A 21316-nucleotide genomic window follows, 5' to 3' on the forward strand; every position below is an offset into this window, starting at 1 on the left:
AGCGAGCTAGCCGTGATCAGTGCCACGAGGTCATCCGGATAAAGTGCGATGCGCGCGACAAGCGTCTCGAGTTCGTCCTCCGTCAAGGCCTGAGGCGCCGCTGCTGTTTCGGCGGTACTCGGTGCCGGCGCGGCGGCTGAAGCAGAAGCGGGTGCGGGCGCTGGCTGCTGCGCGTAGGCAGTCGGTAGCTCTGTCGGAATGACGAGCCAGGACACCGCCGCCAGCCAAGTTGCACACCAAGCAAGAAACCTTGTCATGATCGCACCTTTTCTTTCTTTGGTGGAAGACGGATCACCGTCTCCACTGGACGTCTGGGCAGCCTCGCTTGCACCCGCAGAAAATGCAGCCGCCGGTCGAGCGAAAAATACTTGCGGATGCGGAGGCCCCTCGCAACTCCATGAAGACAGGCTAGCAGCAATCAGCTCCGGCCGCACGTACGTTACGGTAAATTACGGGAGCCGATCTATGCCCGTCATGGCTGTCCAATGTGGAGAATTGCTGTCGACGTGCAGTTGGAATGCAAATTCATGCCGATCGTGCGAAATAGCGCGCTCGTGATCGCCGGACGAGCTAGTCAGATCGGGTTGATCAAGCAGTCACGGGCGCTACGATGAACTGTCATGTGTCACAGCGATCTAAGTCATCGCTGATGGGCGCGGAAACGGAAGTTGAACAGCGCCGAATGTTCGAACCACGGTGGCCCGCCTTCTTGTGAGGCCACGGGAGGTGAGATCAGCTATCGCCGCTACTCAAACGGCCGTGCAGATCCTCAGCAAGGAACTTTTGGTTTTCGAGCAGACGCTCATAGAGAACGAGCATCTCCGGCGTAATGTCCTCCCAGGACCCACCAGCGAATCTGGCCTGATGCTGCACCTCGCCCGTTTGGATCCGGGAAATGCGTTGCGAGAGATCTTCTATCATCGCGGCGCATTCTGCGAGGCGCTCGACGATCGTCGCGCCCATGTCTCCCTCCATGAAACATGCATGCTGCTGAACTGAACAACGAGCGCTGCCGAAATGCAAGCGGCTATCGGGTTGGTTCCCAACCCCGTCGTGTATTGGGACATGGTCCAATCCTGGGCCGGACTTTGTCTTCAAATGGCCGACCGGGCGTGGGGAAGCCACTGAAGCCAGAGACCGCTTCGACCCCAAGGCGAAATGGCGGTCGAGAACGGAAAGTGGTATGGGGCGGGATCGCAACCCGGTTCCGCTGATATGGCTGACGAACACCAGGCGACCCATACCACAAAAGCAAAGGAACCCGTGCGGCGATATCTCCTGGCGTCTGTACTGGCTATGGTTTGGGCGGTGAGCGTTCCGGTGCAATCCGTTGCGCAATCCTTGCCCCTGCCGGAGTTCCCAGAGGTGGAATTCGGCTCACGCAAGATATTCCTGATGCTTTTTTTGATGCTCGGCCCAATTAAGATACTGGTGCCATTCAAGGTCCTTGCGGGCAGCTACGAGCCCAGCGTTCGGCGACAATTAGCCACCAGAGCGATCCTGTTCTCGGCGGCGGCGCTCGCCATCGCCGGATTTCTCGGACGCACCATGCTTGAAAATCTGGAGATTTCGTTGCCGGTGCTGGCGATGACGGGCGGCATTATCTTGTTCATGGTGGCTTTGCGAACCGTTTTGCAGCCGACCGCGGACCCAATGATACGGCCAACGGAGCAGGGCCAGATAGACTTGAAATTTGCTCTGGCACCGTTGGCGTTTCCAACAATTGTGACGCCCTATGGTATAGCTGCCGTCATCGTCTTCGCTACGTTGGCGGGTGACCGGCAAGCGGAAGGCGTCACCGTGGCAGCGATCGTATTGCTGATCCTGACGCTTGACTGGCTGGCCATGATGTTTGCTGAATCCATCCTCAGATGGATCGGAACGTCATTGCAGGTTTTGGCGGTTGTGCTCGGGGTTACCCAAGCCGCTCTGGGACTGCAGATCATTCTGCATAGTCTAAGCATGATTGCTTGGTAACCGCCGCATTCTCACTAGGGAAGTTTGCACGCCTCGAATGTCCGCCCTGGCGCTCGGTGGCTTGATTACTTCAGTGGCACACGCGATGGCGAAGGAGTGTTTGCTCATGCCACAGTTGACCACACCCTCAGATTACATTTGCCCCAGTGGCAAGGCGAGAACCTCGCCGAGTATTACGTCAGCTCGCGCTTGCTGTCGTGGCTTCCGCCGAGATCTCAGGGCCCCGAGGAAACAATCGACGTTTCGTCGCCTGGTGAGGCGGAACTGCCCCTGGAGGATGGAATTGTCGCTAAGAGCGCTTTGCTGCAACAAGCCCGGTCAGCGCGGTCCGCGATCGAAAAGCACGCACCGGATCGCATCCTTACAATCGGAGGCGACTGTCTCGTCGATCTGGCCCCAATCGCGTATCTCAACAAGCGATACGGTGGGGACGTCGGAGTGCTCTGGATAGATGCACATCCAGATATCCAGACGCTGAAGGACACCGGTCACGCGCACGCGCAGGTGCTCGGTATGCTCCTTGGCGAGGGCCGACCGCGATTTCGTCGGCGAGGTTGATATCCCTGTTCGACCGTCCAAGGTCATGTATGCGGGGCTGGACGAGTGGTCTGCTAATGAGCAGAAGGTCATTGATCGCCTGAACCTCCGACACACATCCTCGCGTAAGTTGTACGGCGACAGTAACGCAATCCTGAAGTGGATTGCGGACGAGGACATCAAGCAGCTTGCAGTGCATCTCGACGTCGATGCGATCCTGCCCGGCCGTTTCCCGCCAATTCTTTTCAATAAACCGGGTACTGATAAAACGTTTCTATCCGGTGTCCCCAGGGGGCGCCTGGAACCTGAGCACGTGGTGCGGCTCCTTCGGGATGTGTCTGCTGCTTGCGAAATCGTGGGGATGGCCATCACCGAATACATTTCCTGGGATGCGATCGAAACCAGAAAACTTCTGAGCCAACTCCCGCTGGTCTAGCCGGGACCGATACATCGATCCAGTCATGAGACTAAGCCGATGGCAACGGACATGGAGCTACCTCCCAGATGTCGCGGGCATATTCGGCGATCGTGCGATCGCTCGAGAACCTTCCTGAAGCCGCGATGTTCATGATCGCCTTGCGGCTCCAAGCTTCCGGATTCCGATAGAGTGATTGAAGATTGGAATCTGCATCCATGTAGGAGGTGAAATCGGCCAAATGCATGTAAGTATCGCCACCGACCAGAAGTATGTTGCGCAGCGCGTCGGTGACTGCCGGCTCATTTCGCGAGAATTCGCCTGAGAAGATCAGGTCGAGGACAGCGCGTATCTCTGGCTCGTTCTCATAGTGCCAGCCGGGGCTATACCAGCAGCGGCTGTTTGCAACTTGGTCTGCGGTCAGCCCAAACAGGAAGAAATTTTCTTCGCCCGCGGCCTCGGCCATTTCGATCGTTGCGCCGTCACGCGTGCCGATGGTCAACGCCCCGTTCATCATGAACTTCATGTTGCTCGTGCCGCTTGCCTCGTATCCCGCCATTGATATCTGGTTGGATACGTCGCTGGCAGGAATGAGCTGCTCGGCGAGTGACACGCAGTAGTCGGGCAGGAATAGTAGCCGAAGGCGACCCCGCACCAACGGATCGCGGTCGATCGTGGCGGCAAGATTGTTCAAGAACTTTATAATCAGTTTGGCAGCGTGGTAGGCAGGAGCCGCCTTTCCTGCAAAGATGAAGGTGCGTGGCGGCATATCGAGACTAGGATTCTGCCGCAGCCGATGGTAAAGGGCGACGACTCGCAGCCCATTCAGGAGCTGTCGCTTGTATTCGTGGATGCGCTTCACCTGGCTATCGAAAATCGTGTCAGGATCAACCAGAACTCCCGCCTGCGCCTTGAGCCAATCGGCAAAACGGACTTTGGCCTTGCGTTTTGCGGTTTGGACGGCGGAAATGAACCCGCTGTCATCGGCAAGCGACCTCAGACGTTCGAGGTCCGTCGCGTTCGCTATCCAGCGGTCGCCGATAGCTTCGGAGATGCATTCGGCAAGACCCGGATTTGACAGCAATAGCCAACGGCGTGGCGTGACGCCGTTTGTCTTGTTGTTGAAACGGTCAGGATAGAGTTCTGCGAGGTCGCTCACGGTGACGTTTCGGAGCAGCTTCGAGTGTATCTCCGCGACACCGTTCGTGCTGTGGGAGCCGGCTATTGCGAGGTGAGCCATCCGCACCAGGTGATTGCCTTGCTCGACAATGGCTATACGCTCGATGCGGCCATTGTCGCCCGGCCAGCGAGTTTGCACCTCTTCCCGCAAGCGGCGATCGATTTCCAGGATGATTTCCAAGTGCCGTGGAAGCATCAACTCAAACCAGCGCACCGGCCACTTTTCCAGCGCTTCCGGGAGGAGGGTGTGGTTTGTGTAGGCAAGGGTCCTTTTCGTGAGGTCCCATGAACGCTCCCAGTCAAGTTTTGCCGTATCCAGGAGGATGTGCATGAGCTCCGCAACGGCGAGACTCGGATGGGTGTCATTGAGCTGGATAGCCACCTTCGTCGGCAGATCGTCCCAATTACTGTTGCTTTTTTGGAAGCGTCGAACCAGGTCGGCCAATGAGCACGCTACAAGGAAATATTCCTGCACGAAGCGAAGGCCCTGTCCCATGCTGGTGGAATCGTCCGGATAAAGAACACGTGTCACGGTTTCCGCTGTCAGCCGTTCGGCCAGTGCGCCAACAAAGTCACCTGCGCTGAATTCCTGGAAATCGAATACGTGGGGAGTTGCGGAAGCCCATAGCCGCAACGTGTTTATCGTTTTTCCGCCGTAGCCGACGACAGGCCTGTCGTAAGGGATTCCGAGCAAGCTTGAAGGCACGCCGGCGATCGCTCTCAGGCTTCCCCCGCGCACTTCGAACGAACATCCAAGCTCGACCGGCACGGCCAAGTGAGGTCGGGCAACTTCCCAGGGATCAGGCCTGCGCAACCAATTGTCCGGTTGTTCGCGTTGCCAGCCATCGACAATCGACTGTTTGAATATCCCGTACTCGTAGCGCAAGCCATAGCCCATTCCAGGCAATTGCATCGTCGCCATGGACTCGAGAAAGCATGCTGCCAAGCGTCCAAGACCACCATTGCCGAGCCCGGCGTCGGGCTCTTCGGAAAGCAAGGCCAATTCGTCCAGCTGATGTCTTTGAAAGAAGCGATCCGCAAGAGGGCCTAGCCCCAGGTTGACAACGTTGTTGTTAAGGGAACGACCGATCAAGAACTCCATCGAGAGATAATAGACCCGCTTGGGGTTCTCGCGATCATAGACCTCTTCTGTCTTTTCCCAGCGCTGGGAAAGAATATCCCGAACGGACCGTGCGACTGCCTCATACCGCTCGCGGTTTCCTATCTCGCTCGATGCCCGCACGTTGTCGAACAGAAGATGACGTTCGTACAACGCGTTGCTGCTGCCACTTAGCTTGAGGGGGCCGCAATCATATTGCGAGGGAATGGAGTCCGTCGCCTCCAATTCAGGAGCTTGGGCTGATGTTTCCTGGTCGTCTGCCATTCCATGCCTCCGAACCTGCCGGTCACGATCTTCGGGATTGGTTTACGAGCCATCGCAGTGCCATGCCGTCTTTCACGCGCTCAAAGGTCGAGCTAACGGTCCCGCGTGTTGCATGAAGAGGCGCTTTAGCGGGGCGGGTGCCGGGTTGATGGTGCCTGAAACCAACAGCGCAGTGAAGTATGTTACCGTAAACGACGCACGTAACGACACTGGTGAGGCTGCGGCGGCAAGCTCTAGGGCCGGGCCGCTGGGATCCAAAGTAGACATCATGATTGGCGGTCTAATTTCAAGAGTGTCGTAAAATCGTCCGGGCGACACGCCATGGGCCGTTCGAGACCATGAAAGCGCCGCGATCCGATAGGAGTCTTTGCCCGTAGCGACTCAGGGGAGGAGCACGCACATGCTTTCAAGGAGCGATTGGACCTTTGGTCTGGAAATCTGGCTGCCTGACTTTCCGCAACCCATCGATATCAAAGGAACTGGCGAAGCTTCCGCATTACTAGCTGACAAGTGGCCGGTAACCTTTGGGCCGGCATTTGAGCGTGCGCTTGCCGTTTGCGCGGCAGTTATGGAAGGTTTGCTCCCGGCAGACGATGCAAAGCTGGCCCTCATTGATGCGGCCGAAGAAGTCGGAATTTCCTGGATGGACCGGATCTATTATGTTCCCGATCGTCCGGATGGTCTGACGAAATCGCCACCTGCCGGGCAGGTTCACTAGCGCCGATGTCGGCTCAATCTTAAGCCGTCCTAGAGGCGAACGAAAAGAAGTACGTCACACGTTGCTGCCTGTGGATCCTCGCAGCTAATTTAGAACCGCTGCGCCGCCGCCGGCTTGTTTCCGGTAATTGCATCGATCCGATCGAGCACGTCGGAAGTCAACTTGTCCCTATGCGAAAGGGCCGCAAGATTGTCCTCCAATTGACTCGTGCGCGACGCGCCAAGGATGACAGTTGAGACATTCTTGTTGGCCAGACACCACAGCAGAGCAAGGTGCGTGATCGAGATCCCGATCTCGTCTGCGAGCTTCGCCAACTCGCGGACTTTCGCGATCTGGGCGCGGCCAGCGTCGCTCGATAGCTTCTCCTTCAGCCACTCGTATCCGGGAAGGTTCATTCGGCTGTCAGCCGGCACGCCGTCGTTATATTTGCCGGTGAGGACGCCTGATGCAAGCGGCGACCAGATCGTGGTTCCGAGACCGAGAAGGTCGTAGAGCGGCCGATAATCGGCTTCCACCTTCTGGCGCTCGAAGATGTTGTATTGGGGTTGCTCCATCGTCGGCGGCGTGATGCGAAGATCCCGCGCGACGGCGTAAGCCTCGGTTAACTGCTGCGCCGACCATTCCGAGGTTCCCCAGTAAAGGATCTTCCCCTGCGCCACGAGATCGTGCATCGCCCGAACGGTCTCCTCGATCGGCGTATCGATATCCGGCCGGTGGCAGAAATAGAGGTCCAGGTATTCGACCTGCAGCCGCTTGAGCGCGGCGTGGGCAGCATCGGTTACGTGCTTGCGCGACAGCCCGCGTTGCGTCGGCTTCTCCCCGCCCCAGAACACCTTGCTGGAGACGATGAAGCTATCGCGGCTCCAGCCGAGCGTCTTGAGCGCTTCGCCCATCACAAGTTCGGATTTTCCACTCTCGTAGCCTTCGGCATTGTCGAAGAAGTTCACCCCCTTGTCATAAGCGAGCTTCATTAGGCTGACCGCATCGCCGCCATCAACCTGCTTGCCAAAGGTGACCCATGATCCGAAGGAGAATTCGCTGACTTTCAGGCCCGATTTGCCGAGACGACGATATTCCATAACGAACCTCCTACGAATGTTTACAATCAGCCGAGCAGCTGTTCGTAGCGAACCTAGCCCTATCCCGCTTGGGCGCAAGGCCAAAAACGAGAACGCGGAGCCGAGCATTTCCTCAGCCTTCGGGTTCCTGCTTGCTGTCCTTAGCCAGGCAGCCGAGACTCGCCAACTGATTGGGAAGGTTTACCGCAAAGGGACGGCAGCGTTCTGTTTTGGTTCTGCAGGATCTTCACTACCGCCGATCATCCCTGAAAATGTTGTCCGGCCGCAATATGCCCTCTCTTAGGTTCGTGACGGGTGGAACCAGCGGACTTTCGTTCATCGCAAAACGCCGCCCGCAATCTTGAGGTCTTCGGTATCAAGCGCTTCGTCAAACTTATCCAAGATCGGCTGAAGCAGCGCTCCCGCATCGCTTATGCGACCCTCAGCCGCTAAGAAACGAGCCAAGTCGGTCGCGGCACGCAATTCCCAGCCGCGGGCACCCATGTTCCGGATTGTGTCGAGGGCCTGCAGCAGGCACGTGTGCACCTCATCTGACGCCGACATCGACAACAACAGGTTCGCCTTTACACGCAGAAGTTCCGGCATATAGCAGAGATCGCCGTTGGCCTTGACTCTCCTCGCAAGCGCAGGCCGGGTGCTACGACCGCCGCGAAGCCGACATGCTGCGCCGCTCCCCATCTTCTGAGTGAGCTCCGACGGATCTCCGGGAGGCAGGAAGCATACGGTGATTATGCCGCTTGGCGGATGGGTGTCATCCTTCTATCGCCAATTCTCCCGAGACACGCAGACATCTAAATCAATTGCACCGACGCCGCTGGCGTTGGACGGACCGAGGGATCGGCCGTCGCAATCGAAAGGATGCAATCATGAGCAGTCATCAGAAGGTAGCCATCATCACCGGCGCGTCCCAAGGCATCGGCGAGGGCCTCGTCCGTGGATACCGGGAAAAGGGCTACAACGTCGTAGCTACCTCGCGTTCCATCAAGGCTGGTTCCGATGCCGGCGTTCACGCTGTCGCCGGCGACATTTCGAAGGTCGAGACCGCTGAGCGCGTCGTTCGCGAAGCCATTGAGCGCTTCGGCCGCATCGACACTCTCGTCAACAACGCCGGCGTGTTCACAGCCAAGCCGTTCGTCGACTTCACGCAGGAAGACTACGATCTGAACTTCGCCGTGAACGTCGCTGGCTTCTTTCATATCACGCAGCGCGCCGCAAAGGAGATGCTGAAGCAGGGATCCGGTCACATCGTCTCGATCACCACAAGCCTCGTCAACCAGCCGATCGCTGGCGTCCCCGCGGCCCTTGCTTCGCTGACGAAAGGCGGTCTGAATGCCGTCACCAAGGGACTCGCGCTTGAGTATGCCAAGACCGGGGTTCGGGTGAACGCCGTATCGCCCGGCATCATCAAGACCCCCATGCACGCCCCTGAAACGCATGAGTTCCTTTCGGCCCTGCACCCGATCGGCCACATGGGCGCGATCAGCGACATCGTGGACGCCGTTCTCTACCTCGAGAACGCCAGCTTTGTGACCGGCGAGATCCTGCACGTGGACGGCGGTCAGAACGCCGGTCGCTGGTAACACGCCTTCGGACCGAACGGCCTGACGCAAGTGCGTCAGGTCTCCCAGACGACAACGATTGGAACAACGATGGAACTGGTACTGGCCGCAGACCCGATGTGCTCGTGGTGCTATGGGTTCGGAAAGGAAATGGAACTGCTGCTCGAACGGCGCCCGGAAGCCTCTCTGCAGATCATACTTGGCGGTCTCCGCGCCGGCGCGACCGACGTTCTCGACGATGCCGGAAAGCAATTCAGGCTGCATCACTGGGCTAGGGTCGAAGAGGCAAGCGGTCTTCCGTTCAATCGTGAAGGGCTGCTGGCGAGACAAGGGTTCGTCTACGATACCGAACCGATTTGCCGCGCGGTCGTCGCCGCTCGCATCCTGCGTCCGGAAGCCAACCTTCTCAAGGTCTTCAGGGCGTTTCAGCATGCCTTCTACGTCGACGCGCTTGATACCACCGATGGCGTCGTCCTCGCAAAAGTCGGAAGCAGTGCCCTGACGACTTTGGGCCACCCCACAACTGCTGAAGAGTTCCTGGAGACGTGGAAGCGAGGCAGCACGATCGCGGAAGCGGCGACCGACTTCGCCACCGCCCGAGCAATGAGCGTTTCGAGCTTCCCGACACTTTTCGTCAGGAAGGATGCCGGGCTGGCCAGGGTTGGCTCGGGGTATGCACACGTCGACGCGCTCGAGCAGCACCTGTCGGCGCTGGGCTTCTGAAGGCAGACGGACAATTGGAAAGTACCAAACGATGCCTATTGTAAACGTGCAGGTCACTCGTGAAGGAACTGCGCCGGGCCGCCAGTCGGTTACGGAGGAAGAGAAGGCCCGCCTCATTGCGGGCGTGAGCCAGGTGCTGCTCGAGGTCCTCAACAAGCCGCTCGAATCCACTTACGTGGTGATCGAAGAAGTGGACCTCGACAACTGGGGATGGGGCGGGCTGCCGACCGCGGAATATCGAAAGCTCGCCGCCGCCAAGGGCACCTAGTCCGCTTGGGGGCGGCAAGCGCGCAGTTTGATCGTGTCAATCCGGAAGATCGGCCCCTGCTTGCTCGGCAAGCATGTATGCGGCGTACCAATCGGGCCAGTCATCGTCATGCTTGCCCCCGTTTCGCTTCTCATGCTCGCCGTGGGCAGCCGCAGCGCGCCGAAGGGCTGCTGCCAGATCGCTGCCGGAGGTGAACGTCGCGCCGTTGGCCTCTTTTCGACCCGGTAGCCTCGTCGTAATCTCCTGGAGGAGCCATCCGTTGCCGTCCGGGTCGCTAAAGGATGCGAACGATCCATAGCTGGCGCGCGAAGGGTGTGGGCCGGGCAGCCGTCCATCGGTGTTCTTGTGGTGGAAGACGCCGCCGACGTCGTGGAAGACGCCGCTCATTTCAGCACCATGTGAGGCCAGTGCCGCGTGAGCCATCTCAATGTCCGATACGATAAGATGCAGTCCCTGAGCGGAACCCGGCGCCGCGGATGTGACGTTCGATCCGAAGATCACCGAGCAGGGAGATCCCGGCGGCGTGACTTGAACGACGCGGAAGCCGTCCTTGCCGGGCACGTCGGCGTCGAGACGCCATCCAAGTCCCGTATAGAATGCCTTGGCGCGGTCGATGTCCGAAACTGGGATCACGACGACCTCCAGTTTCATGTCGGCATCCTTCACTGTCTTTGTCGCGGTCGTGCTACGCTCCTGAATGGTCATCTTGTCATCCCTCGGTAAAATTGCCGCGGGGAACTTCCCGCGACCAGGCACACGATGCGCTCGCCTCGGGGGACCGTCCATTATCCAATGGTGTCGCCGCCAACGCCCCCATTGACTCTGGCATCCAGCGGGTGAGGAACGGGAGGAGTAAGACGGTTCAAATCGACAATTGAGTGTCGGTCTCCCTCTCGCTCATCATCCAGAGGCGCTCAGCAGAAGCAGGATCTACCGCATAAGGCGCGACTTTCGACGTTCGCCGGTCCCGCCCATCGAGCGAGGTGACGATGGACCCGTCCTCGAGAAGCGCTATGTCCGAATTCGCGCAGAACACGCCCCCGAGGCCGGCGAGCTGAGGGCTGACTGCGCACCAAACATGGGTTGCCGCACCTTGCGGAATCGATTTCATGTCCCTGTCAGGATCGATGACAGGCACACCCTTCTCGTCGAGATTTCCCATTTCCTTCAGGCGTTCGGTCGAGATGTGCTTCGCCAGACCAGTCACGATACCGCCGGGGTGTAACGAGAACGCGCGGATCCCGAAGTCGCGCCCTCGGCGATCAAGTTCGACAGCAAAGAGGATGTTGGCTGTCTTCGACTGTCCGTACGCGCTCCAGCCATCATATGGGCGGCGCTCGAAATTGAAGTCGTCCCAGACGATGTCGGAAAAGCGGTGACCCATTGAGGAGACCGAAACGACGCGCGCGCCTCTAGCTCGAACCAATGCAGGCCACAGGCGGAGCGTGAGCTGAAAATGACCGAGGTGGTTGGTCGAGAACTGCAGCTCGTTGCCTCGGGAGTCGCGGCTCAGTTCCGGCAGCGCCATGATGCCCGCGCTGTTGACGAGAATGTGCAACGGAAGCCCCGACCGGACGATGTCACAGCTAAAGGCGTCGATCGAGGCTGGATCGGTGAGGTCCATCGGCCGGACTTCGATCCCGCCACCAATCTCCGCGATAGCACGTCGCGCGCGATCTACGTCTCGCGCCGGGACGATCACCCGGGCTCCAGCCGACGCCAGCGTCCGCGCGGCTTCTAGCCCAAGGCCCGCATAGCCGCCTGTCACGATCGCCAACTTTCCGGTGAGGTCGATACCGGCGATGATGTCGAGCGTCGTGCTGGAGGCATGGAAGCCGGATCCGAGTGGCGTCTGCGTCGTAGGCATTTGGTGAGTTCCTTTCGGTGACTGTTCGCCCTTGGATATGCTCTCCGATTGCCGTACTTTGAATATTCAGAAGTTCCAGTTTCTTTCGCCAAAGTTCAAAATGACACGCGATCCGCTATCACATACCCTCAAGGTCTTTGACGCTCGTACGATCTATGCCGGCGGCTTTATTGGTGGCGGCGACTGGGCCATCCGTTTCGAACCACCGCGCAAGATCAAGTTCTTCGTTGTCGGTCGCGGGCACTGTTTCCTTGCCCTTGACGGCACAGTCGCAAGATTCCGGCTCGAGGCCGGCGACATCTTCATCTTGACGCGTGACGTCGGGTTTGTGGTCGCGAGCGATCTGGCGCTTGCTCCGCAGCCGGCGGCCGAGATCTTCAGGGGCGCCGGGAAGTCCATCATTCCAGTCGGGCAGGGCGACGACTTCCTGCTTCTCGGAGGTCATATCGATACACACCATGTCGGCGGACGCCTGATGATCGAAAGCCTGCCGGATTTTGTTCATCTTCCGGCGGCCGAAAGTGGAGCGAGCCGACTTGGAGCATTGATCGGCGAACTCGTCGAAGAGGCGGCAGGCGGCGCTCCAGGGGCCGAAATGGCGTGTTCAAGTCTAGCCCATTTGCTGCTCATCCAGATCCTACGTCGGCACCTTTCATCAGGAGACCAGGTTCGTCCCGGCTGGCTTCGCGCCGCCTGCGATCCAAAACTCGCCCCAGCGCTCAACCTCATGCACGGCGACATTGCCCGTTCCTGGACGCTTCCTGAACTCGCCCGTGCGGCGGGAATGTCTCGGACGGCTTTCGCGGTTCACTTTCGTAAAGTGACCGGACGCCCGCCGCTCAACTATCTGACTGAATGGCGAATGCTCCAGGCCGAACGCGCGCTTCGCCAGGAGGGCAGTTCTATCGCCAGGGTTGCGGCCTCAGTCGGATATGGTTCCGAGGCGGCCTTCAGCACCGCTTTCAAGCGCGTGATGGGCGTATCGCCTCGACGTGGAGGCCGACTTTATCTCGTCGAGGAAGCGGCGCACGCTTCCTGATTTTGTTTGCCCGTGCTCGCACGAATCATGTGAGGTGTCCGTGCGATTTGCCATGGACTGTACGGACACTTGTTTACCTATTTGTCGGCCAAAGTCCCTGTGTAGTGGCCAAGTCTGGCCTCGATGTCCGGATTGGTCTGCAGGCCCATGTCCATCAGCTTGCCAATGTTCTTCTGTGCGACCGGGCGCTGTACGGAGGTGATGAACGCGTCCCACCCGGCACCGATCTCGGGGTTGGACGGCAGGCTTGCATAGTCGACGAGACGTTTGGTGTCGGCAATCGCCTGCCGGTCGAAGCCGGAGATGCGAGTGGCGAGGGCGTCTACGAACGGGTCAAGCTTGTCGTCGGGGAACGACCGGTTGACGTAACCGTACTCCTCGGCGAGATCGCCATTGATGTCGTCGGAGCCGAGCAGAACCTCAAGCGCTCGGCCCCGGCCCATCAGACGGGGAAGCCGGGCCATAGGACCACCACCGGGTACGAAGCCTGCGCCGACCTCCCATTGGGAAAGGATTGCCTTCTCCCGGCTCGCAAAGCGCATGTCGCTGGCCAGCGCAAGTTCGCTACCGACCCCCGTTGCGCGTCCGCGTATCAGTGCGATGGACACCACTGGCGCCTTGCTGATGCGAACCAGCATGTCCGGAAGCGGATGAAGTCCCGTCGTCCCTGATGGCAGGCTGGTGGATTCGGAAAGCTTGGGCGTGAAGTTGTAGTGGGTCAGGAAAAAGCCCGGCACCGCACTGTCGAAGACAACGACGCGCAAATCGGGATCCGACTCGATCTCGGCGGCGACCTTCTCCATCTGCGGAATGGTCTCCGGCCCGAAGATGTTGAAGGGCGGGTTGTCGAAGGTCACCCGCCAGTACGCCGGGGTTCTTTTGTCGACCTTGATCTGTGTCTGCTCGCTTGCAGGCTGAGCTTGCTCGCCCGCCGGACGGGCCGTCTTTTCGGCGACGCCCGCCTGGCCGGAAAGCGCAAGGGCGGGCAGCATCAGAAGGGCGGTGGCCGTCAGAAACTTCGACGAGACAATGACGACGTTCCTCGCATCCGTTGGCTTGATCTTCATGACTTACTCCATCGTTCAGATTGGAAGAGAAAGGTTTGCTAGGGCTCGATCTCGAAAACGAGTTCGACTTCGACCGGCATGCCGAGTGGTATGCTGGCGACGCCGAGGACGATACGCGGTGGGACCCGATCCGCTCCGAAGACATCGAGCAGCAGTTCCGAGGCGCCGTCGGCGACCTTCGGATGTTCACGGAAATCTCCCGGCGTAGCGATGTAGACGCCGAGCTTGGCGATGCGACGAATGAGATCCAGCGATCCGAGCTGCGCCTTGGCAGCGGCAAGACCGCTGAGGCAGGCCGTCCGCGCCGCGTCATAACCTTCGAGGACAGACAATTCCTCGCCGACGCGCCCATGATAAACCGGATCGTGTCCAACCACTGGCAACATGCCGCTGAGGAATAACAGGGTGTCGCACTGGACAGCTTCGACGTAGGCGCCGAATGGGGTGGGCGGAGGAGGCAAGGCAATGGCCAGTTCCTCCAGTCGCGCTTCTGGGCCGCGGGCTACCATTTGCCGAGATGTGCGCCGTTGTCGACGTGCAGCACCTCCCCGGTGATATTTGCGGACTCCGTCAGATAGACGACGCCGTCGACGATCTCCTGCACCGCGGTGATCGTTCCCATCGGCGACAGCGATTTCAAAAAGTCCTTCGGGTTGGACGCATGAAGCGGCGTGTCGACGACGCCTGGCGACACTGCGTTGACGCGAATATTGTCTGCCGCAAATTCCAGCGCGAGGCTTTTGGTTATCGCGTTGAGTCCACCCTTTGCGACCATCGGCAATGACGCGTTCACGCCCGCGATCGGGTGATCCGTAAGGGACGACGTGATGGTGACGATGCTTCCGCCAGACTTCTGGCGAAGCATCTGCCTGATCGCGTGATTGGTGAAAAGGATGAAGCCTTCGACGTTGGTCGCGGAGAGCTTCCGGAAATCGTCGACCGTGTATTCTAGGAAGGGCTTCGTAAAAAAGATTCCGGCGTTGTTGACGAGGGCGTCGACGGATCCGAAGCGGTCGATTGCCCGCTGCGCGACCCGTTCGGCGGTGTCGGGATCGCTGACGTCGCCGTCGACGAGTTCCAGACGGTCGGCGCGGTCGAATGGCGTCGTCTCGCTGATGCGTCTCGAGGTTCCCACGACGTTGTAGCCCTTGTCGAGGAAGGTCTGCACGATGCCGGCTCCGATCCCTTGCGAGGCACCGGTTACCACCACTGTCTTCTGCACACTCATGTATGCCTCCGTTTTGATGCAAAGAGCCATTCGCCTGCCGTGGGGGCAGGTCGGCTTGTTTCGAAATTGATGCGCTGATGCCGACCGTGCCGGGAACGAAGGCGCTTACGCCCTGCGTTCTCCGCAACCATCGCGCCGATTTCCTCGAGGCGCTATTGTACCAAGGTGTCCCCGATACTTTGGGATCGATTGGCGCGCGTAGACACCAAGGTGCAATGGACCGCAACGAGCACCGGAGATATGACGGTCAGACACAGGATACGAAATGGAGTCCGACATGACGCGCTGGCCCGACCGCCGAATCCTCGACTTATTCGGGATTGAAATCCCCATCATTCAAGCGCCCATGGCTGGCTCGACCACGAACGAGATGGTCATTGCCGCTGCACAGGCGGGCGGCCTCGGGTCGCTGCCAAGCGCGTTGTTGAGCATCGATCAGCTAAAGGCGGCTCTGACGAGCATCCGCAGCTCGACGAAGGCTCCTTTGAACGTGAACTTCTTTGCGCATCACACGCCGCCCTCCGATCCAGCCGCGCAGATGCGGTGGAGGGCGCTGCTCGCGCCATATTACGTCGAATCCGGCCTCGATCCAGCGGCGCCGGTGACGGCAGCCGGACGTGCACCGTTCGACTCCGCTTTCTGCGAGGTGGTGGAGGAGTTCAAGCCGGAGATCGTGAGCTTCCATTTCGGCCTGCCGGAGAAGTCCTTGGTGCAGCGAGTGAAGGCGACCGGCGCGAAGATCATCTCGTCGGCCACTACTGTCGCCGAGGCCGTCTGGTTAGAAGAAAACGGCGTCGACGCTGTCGTGGCAATGGGTTTTGAAGCCGGCGGTCATCGCGGAAATTTCCTGACGCATGACATGTCCACGCAGGTCGGAACGATGGCGCTGGTCCCGCAGGTCGTTGACGCGGTGAAGGTCCCCGTCATCGCGGCAGGAGGCATCGCTGACGGCCGAGGCGTGGCGGCCGCCCTGATGCTCGGTGCTTCTGCGGTTCAGATCGGAACTGCGTACCTCTTCTGCCCCAAAGCAAAGATTCCTGCCGTTCATGCGCAGGCGCTCGGTGATGCGCGCGACGACAACACCGCGATCACCAACGTCTTCACCGGCAGGCCCGCCAGAAGCGTTGTCAATCGCATCATGCGCGAGCTCGGGCCGCTCTCCGAAAGCGCTCCACCGTTTCCAACCGCAGCGGCCGCTCTCGCCGCAATCAAGGCGAAAGCGGAGGAGGCGTCCAGGAACGACTTCACGAATCTTTGGTCAGGGCAGGCGGCGAAGCTCGCACCGAGGCTGTCCGCCGGCGATCTGACCCGGCGCCTGTATCAGGATGCCCTCAAAGTCATCGAAGGACGGACGCAAGGCTGAGCCTGGGAAGTGTGTCGGATCGCGCTTCTGATACGGGGGCCGCAGTCGAGTGGCACGCGGAAGGTTGATGGGCTGGCTTCTATTTCCCAACGGTCGCTGTTGAAGAAACGAAAGGATTCGCGATGGAACGGCATTTCGTTGAAATCAGTGGAAGCGAAGCCAAGGCCGGCGACGGTAGCCCTTTCGACGCTCTGATAGAGTTTTATAGAGCCTTCAACAGCGGAGACATGGCCGGGCTGGAGTCGGTCTGGTTCGACGGGGAGGCTCCAAGCATGGACAATCCCATCGGCGGCATCCGCCGAGGGTGGCCTTCGATCTCCCAAGGCTATTCCAGGCTTTTCGAGGGCCAGGCTGAGGTCCGCGTCACCTTTCACGATTTCACGAGCCAGGGTGGCGCCGACTGGCATCTCTTCGTCGGTCGCGAGCGAGGCCAATGCAAGACGCCGCGTGAGACGATCGACGTTGCTTTCCGGACGACGCGGTGGTTTGTCCGAAAGGACGATGCCTGGCGGCTGCTCCACCATCACGGATCGGTCGAGGACCCAAAGATGCTTGCCGATTACCAACGGTTGATCTTTAGCGAACGCAAATGACCAAGGGGCAGAGCCGGCGGTTGTCGGCGCTGTCTCGTTCACGACGTGTGGCCATGGCCATAAATCGATAAAGCCGGGACCTTCGAGATTACCCGCGAACTCCGCCAGCCTGATGTGCCCTACATCACCCGCACGATTAGCTCCGTACAATCAACCATCGGCGACCCACACTCCAATGCAGGGAAGGCCGTCTCCAGGCGGATTGGAGACGGCCTTGGCGGATCGTGGGAGGGGGATCCGCGAGCTCCAGCGGCGGGAGGAACACTGGAGCGCTTGCTGCGCAAGCTTATCGCCAACTAGGGAGGCGATAAAACATAGCCTAAGCCGTGACGGCCATTCTGGTAAGTAAACTTAGGTATTGCCCGAATATACCTGATGGCAATTTCGGCAATCACCCGAGAGATTGATAGGAAGCATCCGAGGGCTAAGGACAAACGTCTCGGGCGGTAGCACGGGTCCAATGATCTCCGTCGAAGGCAGTCGGAGAAAAATGGATCGGCGAGGACGCCTCCGACCTCTTTCGCTGACAGTTCTCGGCGTCCCGTCGGAGCCGGCGGCAAAGAGTGGTGCCCCGGCTGGATCCGTGTTTAGTGTAGCGGTGCAGCGCCAAGTTCGAGTTTGGCAGCCATGTTTACGAGCTCTGGCAACGATCGTGCACGCATCTTCCTCATCACCTGCCCGCGGTGGGCCTTGATCGTGATTTCGCTGAGGCTCAGTTCATAGGCGACCTGCTTGTTGAGTAGCCCAGCCACCACGAACTGCATGACCTGGCGCTCGCGCACCGAGAGGGACCGATAACGCCGGTCGAGTTCATTGACCTTGATGGTTGATTCAATGGCGGCCTGTATCTCTTCAAGGAGAGCAACCGTGTTCACCGGCTTCGACATGATTGTAAAGTTGAACCGAGATGCCGTCATGGTCATGCCGCGATGGTCGTGGCTCGTTAGCAGAATGACCGGGCAATGCATCGCATAAAAGCAGATGATCCGGGTGAGAGTCTGGACATCCAGATCGGGCAGATCAGCATCGAGAACGATGCAACCGAAGCTCGAAACGCGTCGGGCGGAGAGAAATTCAACTGCTGATCCGAAGATGTCAGGTCGCCAGCCGCACGACCGCAACTCGTCGGGCAGGATCTCGCCGATCTCATCATTGTTGCTCACGACGGATACGGACGGCGCGTCCGACGTCGATATCTTGTTACTTGGGAATGTCTGAGGCAGACCGCCATTGTACATGCCATTCTCCTCCGGTTCAAAGATGAATTCACGTCGAAGTGGTATCTATGCTTAGAATGCGCCGACAGCGCGAAGCTCGCCAACAAGAATGGCTATTGTCTAAGCCAATACCGCCCGTGAAGCGACTTAAGTGGGTTGAGAGAATCTGAAATATCCTGAAGTATCCGGTGCGGCGTCTCCGCCGTCATGAATCGCCGCGGCGGTTACAGATGCCGCTGAACTATTTGGCATTGGCAAGAGAGATCGGATCGCTTTGGGACAGATCGAACGGGGCCTTTTCGAATTCTGCGGCTGGGAGATGGATCTCGCAAAGCGGGAACTCAGGGCTCTCGGCGCACCCGTTCCGATCGGAAGCCGCGCATTCGACATCCTCGAGGTCCTCGTTGTGGCCGGTGGAGACGCCGTGTCGAAGGAGGATCTGATGCGCCGCGTATGGCCTGGGATCGTCGTAGAGGAGAATACACTCCAGGTCCACATATCGGCCATTCGAAAGGCTCTGGGAAAAGACCGGAATCTGCTCAAGACGATCTCCGGCCGTGGATACCGACTTCTTGGCAACTGGAAATCTGGCGCGCCATCGCTCAACGGAACGGCGCCGTCGGTGAAAACTCATTCAGCCGACGCCCGTTACGTTTCCAAGATCCCGGCGTCGATATCTGATCTTATCGGTCGTGAGAATGCCGTGGCTGAGCTTCTTACGCTCGCATCCGCTTATCGGGTCGTGACGCTGACAGGCCCTGGCGGGATCGGCAAGACGGTACTTGCATCCGAAATCGCCCGTAGTCTTTTGCCCAGCGTCGAAGGAGACGCCTTCTTCATCGAGCTGGTTTCGCTGCAGGACCCCAACCTAGTTCCGACAACCTTGGCTCAAACTCTCGACCTGCAACTTCAAGGTGACGAAATCTCGGCCCAGGTCGTCGCGCGTTGCATTGGTGGGCGAACGATGCTGCTCGTTGTCGACAACTGCGAACACGTCATCGATGCTGCGGCAGCGATGATCGAGGCACTTGTCCGCACGTGCCCAAATGTGACGGTCCTTGCGACAAGTCGAGAATTGCTGAGGATCGAGGGAGAGTTCGCTTATCGCGTCCCACCTTTGGAGGTGCCAGCTAGGGAGGAGGCGACCAGCGCTCTGGAGCACAGCGCCATCCAACTCTTCGTGGCGCGCGCTCGAGCGCTGCAACGGGATTTCGCGGACGACACGGAGAAGCTCTTGGCCATTGCCGGGATTTGTCGGCATCTCGACGGCATACCGCTGGCAATCGAATTTGCAGCGGCACGTGCTGCGACGCTGGGAATAGAGCAGATCGCCGGCCGGCTCGACGATCGTTTCGTGCTGCTCACTGGCGGGCGCCGGACGGCACTGCCTCGTCATCAGACGCTCCGCGCTACCCTGGACTGGAGCTATCAACTTCTGCCGGACGCGGAACGGGAATTGCTTTGTAGCCTGGCGACTTTTCCCGGCGGCTTTACTCTGGACGCGGCGGTAGCGGTCAGCGGCGACGGGGAAGCGGAAACGGCGCTCGTGATATCAAATCTCGTCTCAAAATCTTTGATCGCATTCGACGGTTTCGACGCTGCTCCGCGCTGGCGCCTTCTTGAGACTGTGCGGGTCTACTCGCTGGAAAAGCTGGGAGCTCGGGACGAGTTTCGGCGAACAATGTCTCGAGTTACGAAATACTTCCTCAAGCTGTTTAAACCTTTTTCGGAGGAGCGCTCCCTTCAGACGGCGCTCGACAATATCGGTCGCTACCGAAAGGAGACCGACAACGTGCGTGCGGCCTTGAGATGGGCGTTCTCGGAAAGCGGCGATGGCGTGCTCGGCGCGAAGCTTGCTGCCGCGTCAAGCGACTTTTGGACGGCAATATCGCTGGTCTCCGAAGCTGGCGACTGGGCTGAGCGCGCGCTGGAGAACATCGGGGAAGAAAACGGCTCGCGCACCGAGATGGTCTTGCGATGTGCTCTGGGATACGCGCTCATCTACACTCAGGGAATGAACAAGCGCGGAAAGGAAGTACTCACCGGCGCGCTGGCACTTGCCAGGGATCTGAACGATTACGACTATCGCCAGCGCCTAACCTGCGCCCTGTGGCTCTTCTCCGCCCGCTCGGCGGAATTGAGCGACGCTCTAGCCTATGCGCGCGAATATGAGGGGGCAGTTGAAGAACACGATGTGCGCGGACGCGCAACGGCCTCATGGCTTGTAGGCATTCCCCAGACCTATCAGGCGCTCCATCAAGAAGCCGGCGAGAGGCTTGAATGGGCGGCCACACACTATCCGCTGGTGAACCGCCGGACAGACTTGCTGCGATTGGAAGCGGACGTACGAACGTCTTCTCTGGCTCACAACACAGTGAACCTGATCGCAGGTGGCCGACTGGACGCCGCAACACTTACGGCAGAGGTCGCCATACAGGAGGCCCGAGAGACACGGCAGCCTTTCGTCCTCTGCGTCGCGCTCGCATGGTCGGCTTCCTTCGTTTCGTTAACGCTTAACGATCTGGACCGCGCGCAGGAATGGGGCGAGGAGCTTTTAGCGGAGGCATCCAAGCACTGTCTTCGACCCTTCCATGCCGCCGGCTTGTGCATCAAGGGCAGTCTCGCCTATCGAACGGGTAGCCCGGCAGAGGGTATCGAGGCTCTTCGAACCGGCCTCGTGGAACTGCGTAGTGGGGCCTACCTGTTGTTCTATCCTTTCTACCTCTGTGAGTTCGCAGCTGCGCTACAGTCAATGGGGCGTTTCAACGAGGCTTTGAACGAGGTCGCCAACGCGTTGCTGTTCTCGGAAGAGAAAGGCTACCGTTGGATGGTGCCCGAAATCCTGAGGCGGAAAGCAGAAGTGCTCAAGGCGCAAGGCTCAAGCGAGACGTCCCTGATCGAAGGTCTCTTTCAACAGGCGATGGCGGAAGCGGCGAAGCAGGGAGCACTGTATTGGGAATTGAACGCGGGCGTCAGCCTTGGTGCGTTCCGCCAGGCAAGCGTTCCGAGTGTTCTGCTTCCTGTCTATCGGCGATTCACTGAGGGCTTCAGCAGTCCGAGGCTTCTCGAGGCAAAGGCATTGATCGAGGCATCGGCTGTGTGA

The 21316-nt window shown here is 59.3% G+C and carries 20 protein-coding genes and 1 pseudogene; 10 read left to right on the plus strand and 11 right to left on the minus strand.

Annotated elements, in window-relative coordinates; translation table 11 throughout:
* Together AF71_RS28345 and AF71_RS28350 are read right to left on the minus strand one after the other, a co-directional pair.
* A pseudogene (locus AF71_RS28345) lies at positions 1–257 on the minus strand (DUF3300 domain-containing protein); the annotation flags it as partial.
* A gap of 475 nt (positions 258–732) precedes the next feature.
* A complete protein-coding gene (locus tag AF71_RS28350) occupies positions 733–963 on the minus strand; it encodes a hypothetical protein (protein WP_169684010.1) in 231 nt (76 codons plus the stop codon).
* A gap of 195 nt (positions 964–1158) precedes the next feature.
* Between AF71_RS28350 and AF71_RS28355 the strand changes: the two genes are divergently transcribed.
* Both AF71_RS28355 and AF71_RS28365 read left to right on the plus strand, forming a co-directional pair.
* Positions 1159–1977, plus strand: coding sequence for a MarC family protein (locus AF71_RS28355; protein WP_169684011.1), 819 nt, complete (start codon positions 1159–1161; stop codon positions 1975–1977).
* A gap of 520 nt (positions 1978–2497) precedes the next feature.
* A complete protein-coding gene (locus AF71_RS28365; protein ID WP_169684012.1) occupies positions 2498–2950 on the plus strand; it encodes a hypothetical protein in 453 nt (150 codons plus the stop codon).
* Between the two features lie 31 nt (positions 2951–2981).
* Here the strand turns inward: AF71_RS28365 and AF71_RS28370 are convergent, their stop codons facing one another.
* Positions 2982–5492: a glycogen/starch/alpha-glucan phosphorylase gene (locus tag AF71_RS28370; RefSeq protein WP_169684013.1), complete on the minus strand. Its 2511-nt coding sequence runs from the start codon at positions 5490–5492 to the stop codon at positions 2982–2984.
* 400 nt (positions 5493–5892) lie between these two features.
* On the opposite strand from AF71_RS28370, the gene AF71_RS28375 reads away from it, so the two are divergent.
* Positions 5893–6210, plus strand: coding sequence for a DUF982 domain-containing protein (locus AF71_RS28375; protein ID WP_018855092.1), 318 nt, complete (start codon positions 5893–5895; stop codon positions 6208–6210).
* A gap of 89 nt (positions 6211–6299) precedes the next feature.
* Here the strand turns inward: AF71_RS28375 and AF71_RS28380 are convergent, their stop codons facing one another.
* Together AF71_RS28380 and AF71_RS28385 are read right to left on the minus strand one after the other, a co-directional pair.
* A complete protein-coding gene (locus tag AF71_RS28380; protein WP_113471303.1) occupies positions 6300–7289 on the minus strand; it encodes an aldo/keto reductase in 990 nt (329 codons plus the stop codon).
* A gap of 315 nt (positions 7290–7604) precedes the next feature.
* The gene (locus tag AF71_RS28385) at positions 7605–7874 is read right to left on the minus strand and encodes a hypothetical protein (protein ID WP_018855090.1); all 270 of its coding nucleotides are present in this window, start codon (positions 7872–7874) and stop codon (positions 7605–7607) included.
* 281 nt (positions 7875–8155) lie between these two features.
* Here AF71_RS28385 and AF71_RS28390 point away from each other — a divergent pair, with 281 nt between their 5' ends.
* From AF71_RS28390 to AF71_RS28400, 3 genes are all read left to right on the plus strand, one after another.
* Positions 8156–8869: an SDR family oxidoreductase gene (locus tag AF71_RS28390; RefSeq protein ID WP_018855089.1), complete on the plus strand. Its 714-nt coding sequence runs from the start codon at positions 8156–8158 to the stop codon at positions 8867–8869.
* 69 nt (positions 8870–8938) lie between these two features.
* A complete protein-coding gene (locus AF71_RS28395) occupies positions 8939–9571 on the plus strand; it encodes a DsbA family protein (protein ID WP_169684014.1) in 633 nt (210 codons plus the stop codon).
* 31 nt (positions 9572–9602) lie between these two features.
* Positions 9603–9839 carry a 4-oxalocrotonate tautomerase family protein gene (locus tag AF71_RS28400; protein WP_018855087.1) on the plus strand — a complete coding sequence of 79 codons (237 nt, stop codon included), beginning with the start codon at positions 9603–9605 and terminating at the stop codon, positions 9837–9839.
* Between the two features lie 36 nt (positions 9840–9875).
* Here AF71_RS28400 and AF71_RS28405 read toward each other — a convergent pair whose 3' ends face one another.
* Both AF71_RS28405 and AF71_RS28410 read right to left on the minus strand, forming a co-directional pair.
* Positions 9876–10544, minus strand: a complete 669-nt coding sequence (locus AF71_RS28405; RefSeq protein WP_018855086.1) for a VOC family protein — start codon at positions 10542–10544, stop codon at positions 9876–9878.
* Positions 10545–10701: 157 nt separating this feature from the next.
* Positions 10702–11706 (minus strand): SDR family NAD(P)-dependent oxidoreductase, encoded by a 1005-nt coding sequence (locus AF71_RS28410; RefSeq protein ID WP_018855085.1) that lies wholly within the window; start codon positions 11704–11706, stop codon positions 10702–10704.
* Between the two features lie 100 nt (positions 11707–11806).
* On the opposite strand from AF71_RS28410, the gene AF71_RS28415 reads away from it, so the two are divergent.
* On the plus strand, positions 11807–12745 hold the full coding sequence (locus AF71_RS28415; protein ID WP_169684016.1) for an AraC family transcriptional regulator: 939 nt from the start codon (positions 11807–11809) through the stop codon (positions 12743–12745).
* Positions 12746–12822: 77 nt separating this feature from the next.
* On the opposite strand, the gene AF71_RS28420 is transcribed toward AF71_RS28415, so the two are convergent.
* From AF71_RS28420 to AF71_RS28430, 3 genes are read right to left on the minus strand one after another with little or no spacing between them, the layout of a single operon-like run.
* Complete coding sequence (locus AF71_RS28420; protein ID WP_169684017.1) at positions 12823–13812, minus strand: enoyl-CoA hydratase/isomerase family protein; 990 nt, start codon at positions 13810–13812, stop codon at positions 12823–12825.
* 38 nt (positions 13813–13850) lie between these two features.
* The gene (locus AF71_RS28425; protein ID WP_018855082.1) at positions 13851–14321 is read right to left on the minus strand and encodes a RidA family protein; all 471 of its coding nucleotides are present in this window, start codon (positions 14319–14321) and stop codon (positions 13851–13853) included.
* Positions 14315–15040 carry an SDR family oxidoreductase gene (locus tag AF71_RS28430; protein ID WP_169684018.1) on the minus strand — a complete coding sequence of 242 codons (726 nt, stop codon included), beginning with the start codon at positions 15038–15040 and terminating at the stop codon, positions 14315–14317. Before AF71_RS28430 ends, AF71_RS28425 begins: the two co-directional genes overlap by 7 nt.
* A 277-nt stretch (positions 15041–15317) precedes the next feature.
* Between AF71_RS28430 and AF71_RS28435 the strand changes: the two genes are divergently transcribed.
* Positions 15318–16403: a nitronate monooxygenase family protein gene (locus tag AF71_RS28435; RefSeq protein WP_025658975.1), complete on the plus strand. Its 1086-nt coding sequence runs from the start codon at positions 15318–15320 to the stop codon at positions 16401–16403.
* A 122-nt stretch (positions 16404–16525) separates the two neighbouring features.
* Positions 16526–16996, plus strand: a complete 471-nt coding sequence (locus tag AF71_RS28440; protein WP_169684019.1) for a nuclear transport factor 2 family protein — start codon at positions 16526–16528, stop codon at positions 16994–16996.
* A 587-nt stretch (positions 16997–17583) separates the two neighbouring features.
* On the opposite strand, the gene AF71_RS28445 is transcribed toward AF71_RS28440, so the two are convergent.
* Entirely contained in the window at positions 17584–18234 is a 651-nt protein-coding gene (locus tag AF71_RS28445; protein ID WP_025658973.1) for a LuxR C-terminal-related transcriptional regulator, read from the minus strand.
* A 253-nt stretch (positions 18235–18487) separates the two neighbouring features.
* Between AF71_RS28445 and AF71_RS28450 the strand changes: the two genes are divergently transcribed.
* Entirely contained in the window at positions 18488–21316 is a 2829-nt protein-coding gene (locus AF71_RS28450) for a winged helix-turn-helix domain-containing protein (protein ID WP_169684021.1), read from the plus strand.

It is taken from the genome of Rhizobium sp. 57MFTsu3.2 (assembly GCF_012932765.1).
Lineage (GTDB): Bacteria > Pseudomonadota > Alphaproteobacteria > Rhizobiales > Rhizobiaceae > Rhizobium > Rhizobium altiplani.

What these genes read in the sequence shown, in the direction of transcription:
- AF71_RS28395 (WP_169684014.1), top strand. Translation starts at nt 8,939, where the DNA reads ATGGAACTGGTACTGGCCGCAGACCCGATGTGCTCGTGGTGCTATGGG.
- AF71_RS28440 (WP_169684019.1), top strand. Translation starts at nt 16,526, where the DNA reads ATGGAACGGCATTTCGTTGAAATCAGTGGAAGCGAAGCCAAGGCCGGC.
- AF71_RS28430 (WP_169684018.1), bottom strand. Translation starts at nt 15,040, where the DNA reads ATGAGTGTGCAGAAGACAGTGGTGGTAACCGGTGCCTCGCAAGGGATC.
- AF71_RS28375 (WP_018855092.1), top strand. Translation starts at nt 5,893, where the DNA reads ATGCTTTCAAGGAGCGATTGGACCTTTGGTCTGGAAATCTGGCTGCCT.
- AF71_RS28405 (WP_018855086.1), bottom strand. Translation starts at nt 10,544, where the DNA reads ATGACCATTCAGGAGCGTAGCACGACCGCGACAAAGACAGTGAAGGAT.
- AF71_RS28370 (WP_169684013.1), bottom strand. Translation starts at nt 5,492, where the DNA reads ATGGCAGACGACCAGGAAACATCAGCCCAAGCTCCTGAATTGGAGGCG.
- AF71_RS28415 (WP_169684016.1), top strand. Translation starts at nt 11,807, where the DNA reads ATGACACGCGATCCGCTATCACATACCCTCAAGGTCTTTGACGCTCGT.
- AF71_RS28390 (WP_018855089.1), top strand. Translation starts at nt 8,156, where the DNA reads ATGAGCAGTCATCAGAAGGTAGCCATCATCACCGGCGCGTCCCAAGGC.
- AF71_RS28385 (WP_018855090.1), bottom strand. Translation starts at nt 7,874, where the DNA reads ATGCCGGAACTTCTGCGTGTAAAGGCGAACCTGTTGTTGTCGATGTCG.
- AF71_RS28445 (WP_025658973.1), bottom strand. Translation starts at nt 18,234, where the DNA reads ATGTACAATGGCGGTCTGCCTCAGACATTCCCAAGTAACAAGATATCG.
- AF71_RS28425 (WP_018855082.1), bottom strand. Translation starts at nt 14,321, where the DNA reads ATGGTAGCCCGCGGCCCAGAAGCGCGACTGGAGGAACTGGCCATTGCC.
- AF71_RS28420 (WP_169684017.1), bottom strand. Translation starts at nt 13,812, where the DNA reads ATGAAGATCAAGCCAACGGATGCGAGGAACGTCGTCATTGTCTCGTCG.
- AF71_RS28410 (WP_018855085.1), bottom strand. Translation starts at nt 11,706, where the DNA reads ATGCCTACGACGCAGACGCCACTCGGATCCGGCTTCCATGCCTCCAGC.
- AF71_RS28400 (WP_018855087.1), top strand. Translation starts at nt 9,603, where the DNA reads ATGCCTATTGTAAACGTGCAGGTCACTCGTGAAGGAACTGCGCCGGGC.
- AF71_RS28435 (WP_025658975.1), top strand. Translation starts at nt 15,318, where the DNA reads ATGACGCGCTGGCCCGACCGCCGAATCCTCGACTTATTCGGGATTGAA.
- AF71_RS28350 (WP_169684010.1), bottom strand. Translation starts at nt 963, where the DNA reads ATGGGCGCGACGATCGTCGAGCGCCTCGCAGAATGCGCCGCGATGATA.
- AF71_RS28380 (WP_113471303.1), bottom strand. Translation starts at nt 7,289, where the DNA reads ATGGAATATCGTCGTCTCGGCAAATCGGGCCTGAAAGTCAGCGAATTC.
- AF71_RS28355 (WP_169684011.1), top strand. Translation starts at nt 1,159, where the DNA reads ATGGCGGTCGAGAACGGAAAGTGGTATGGGGCGGGATCGCAACCCGGT.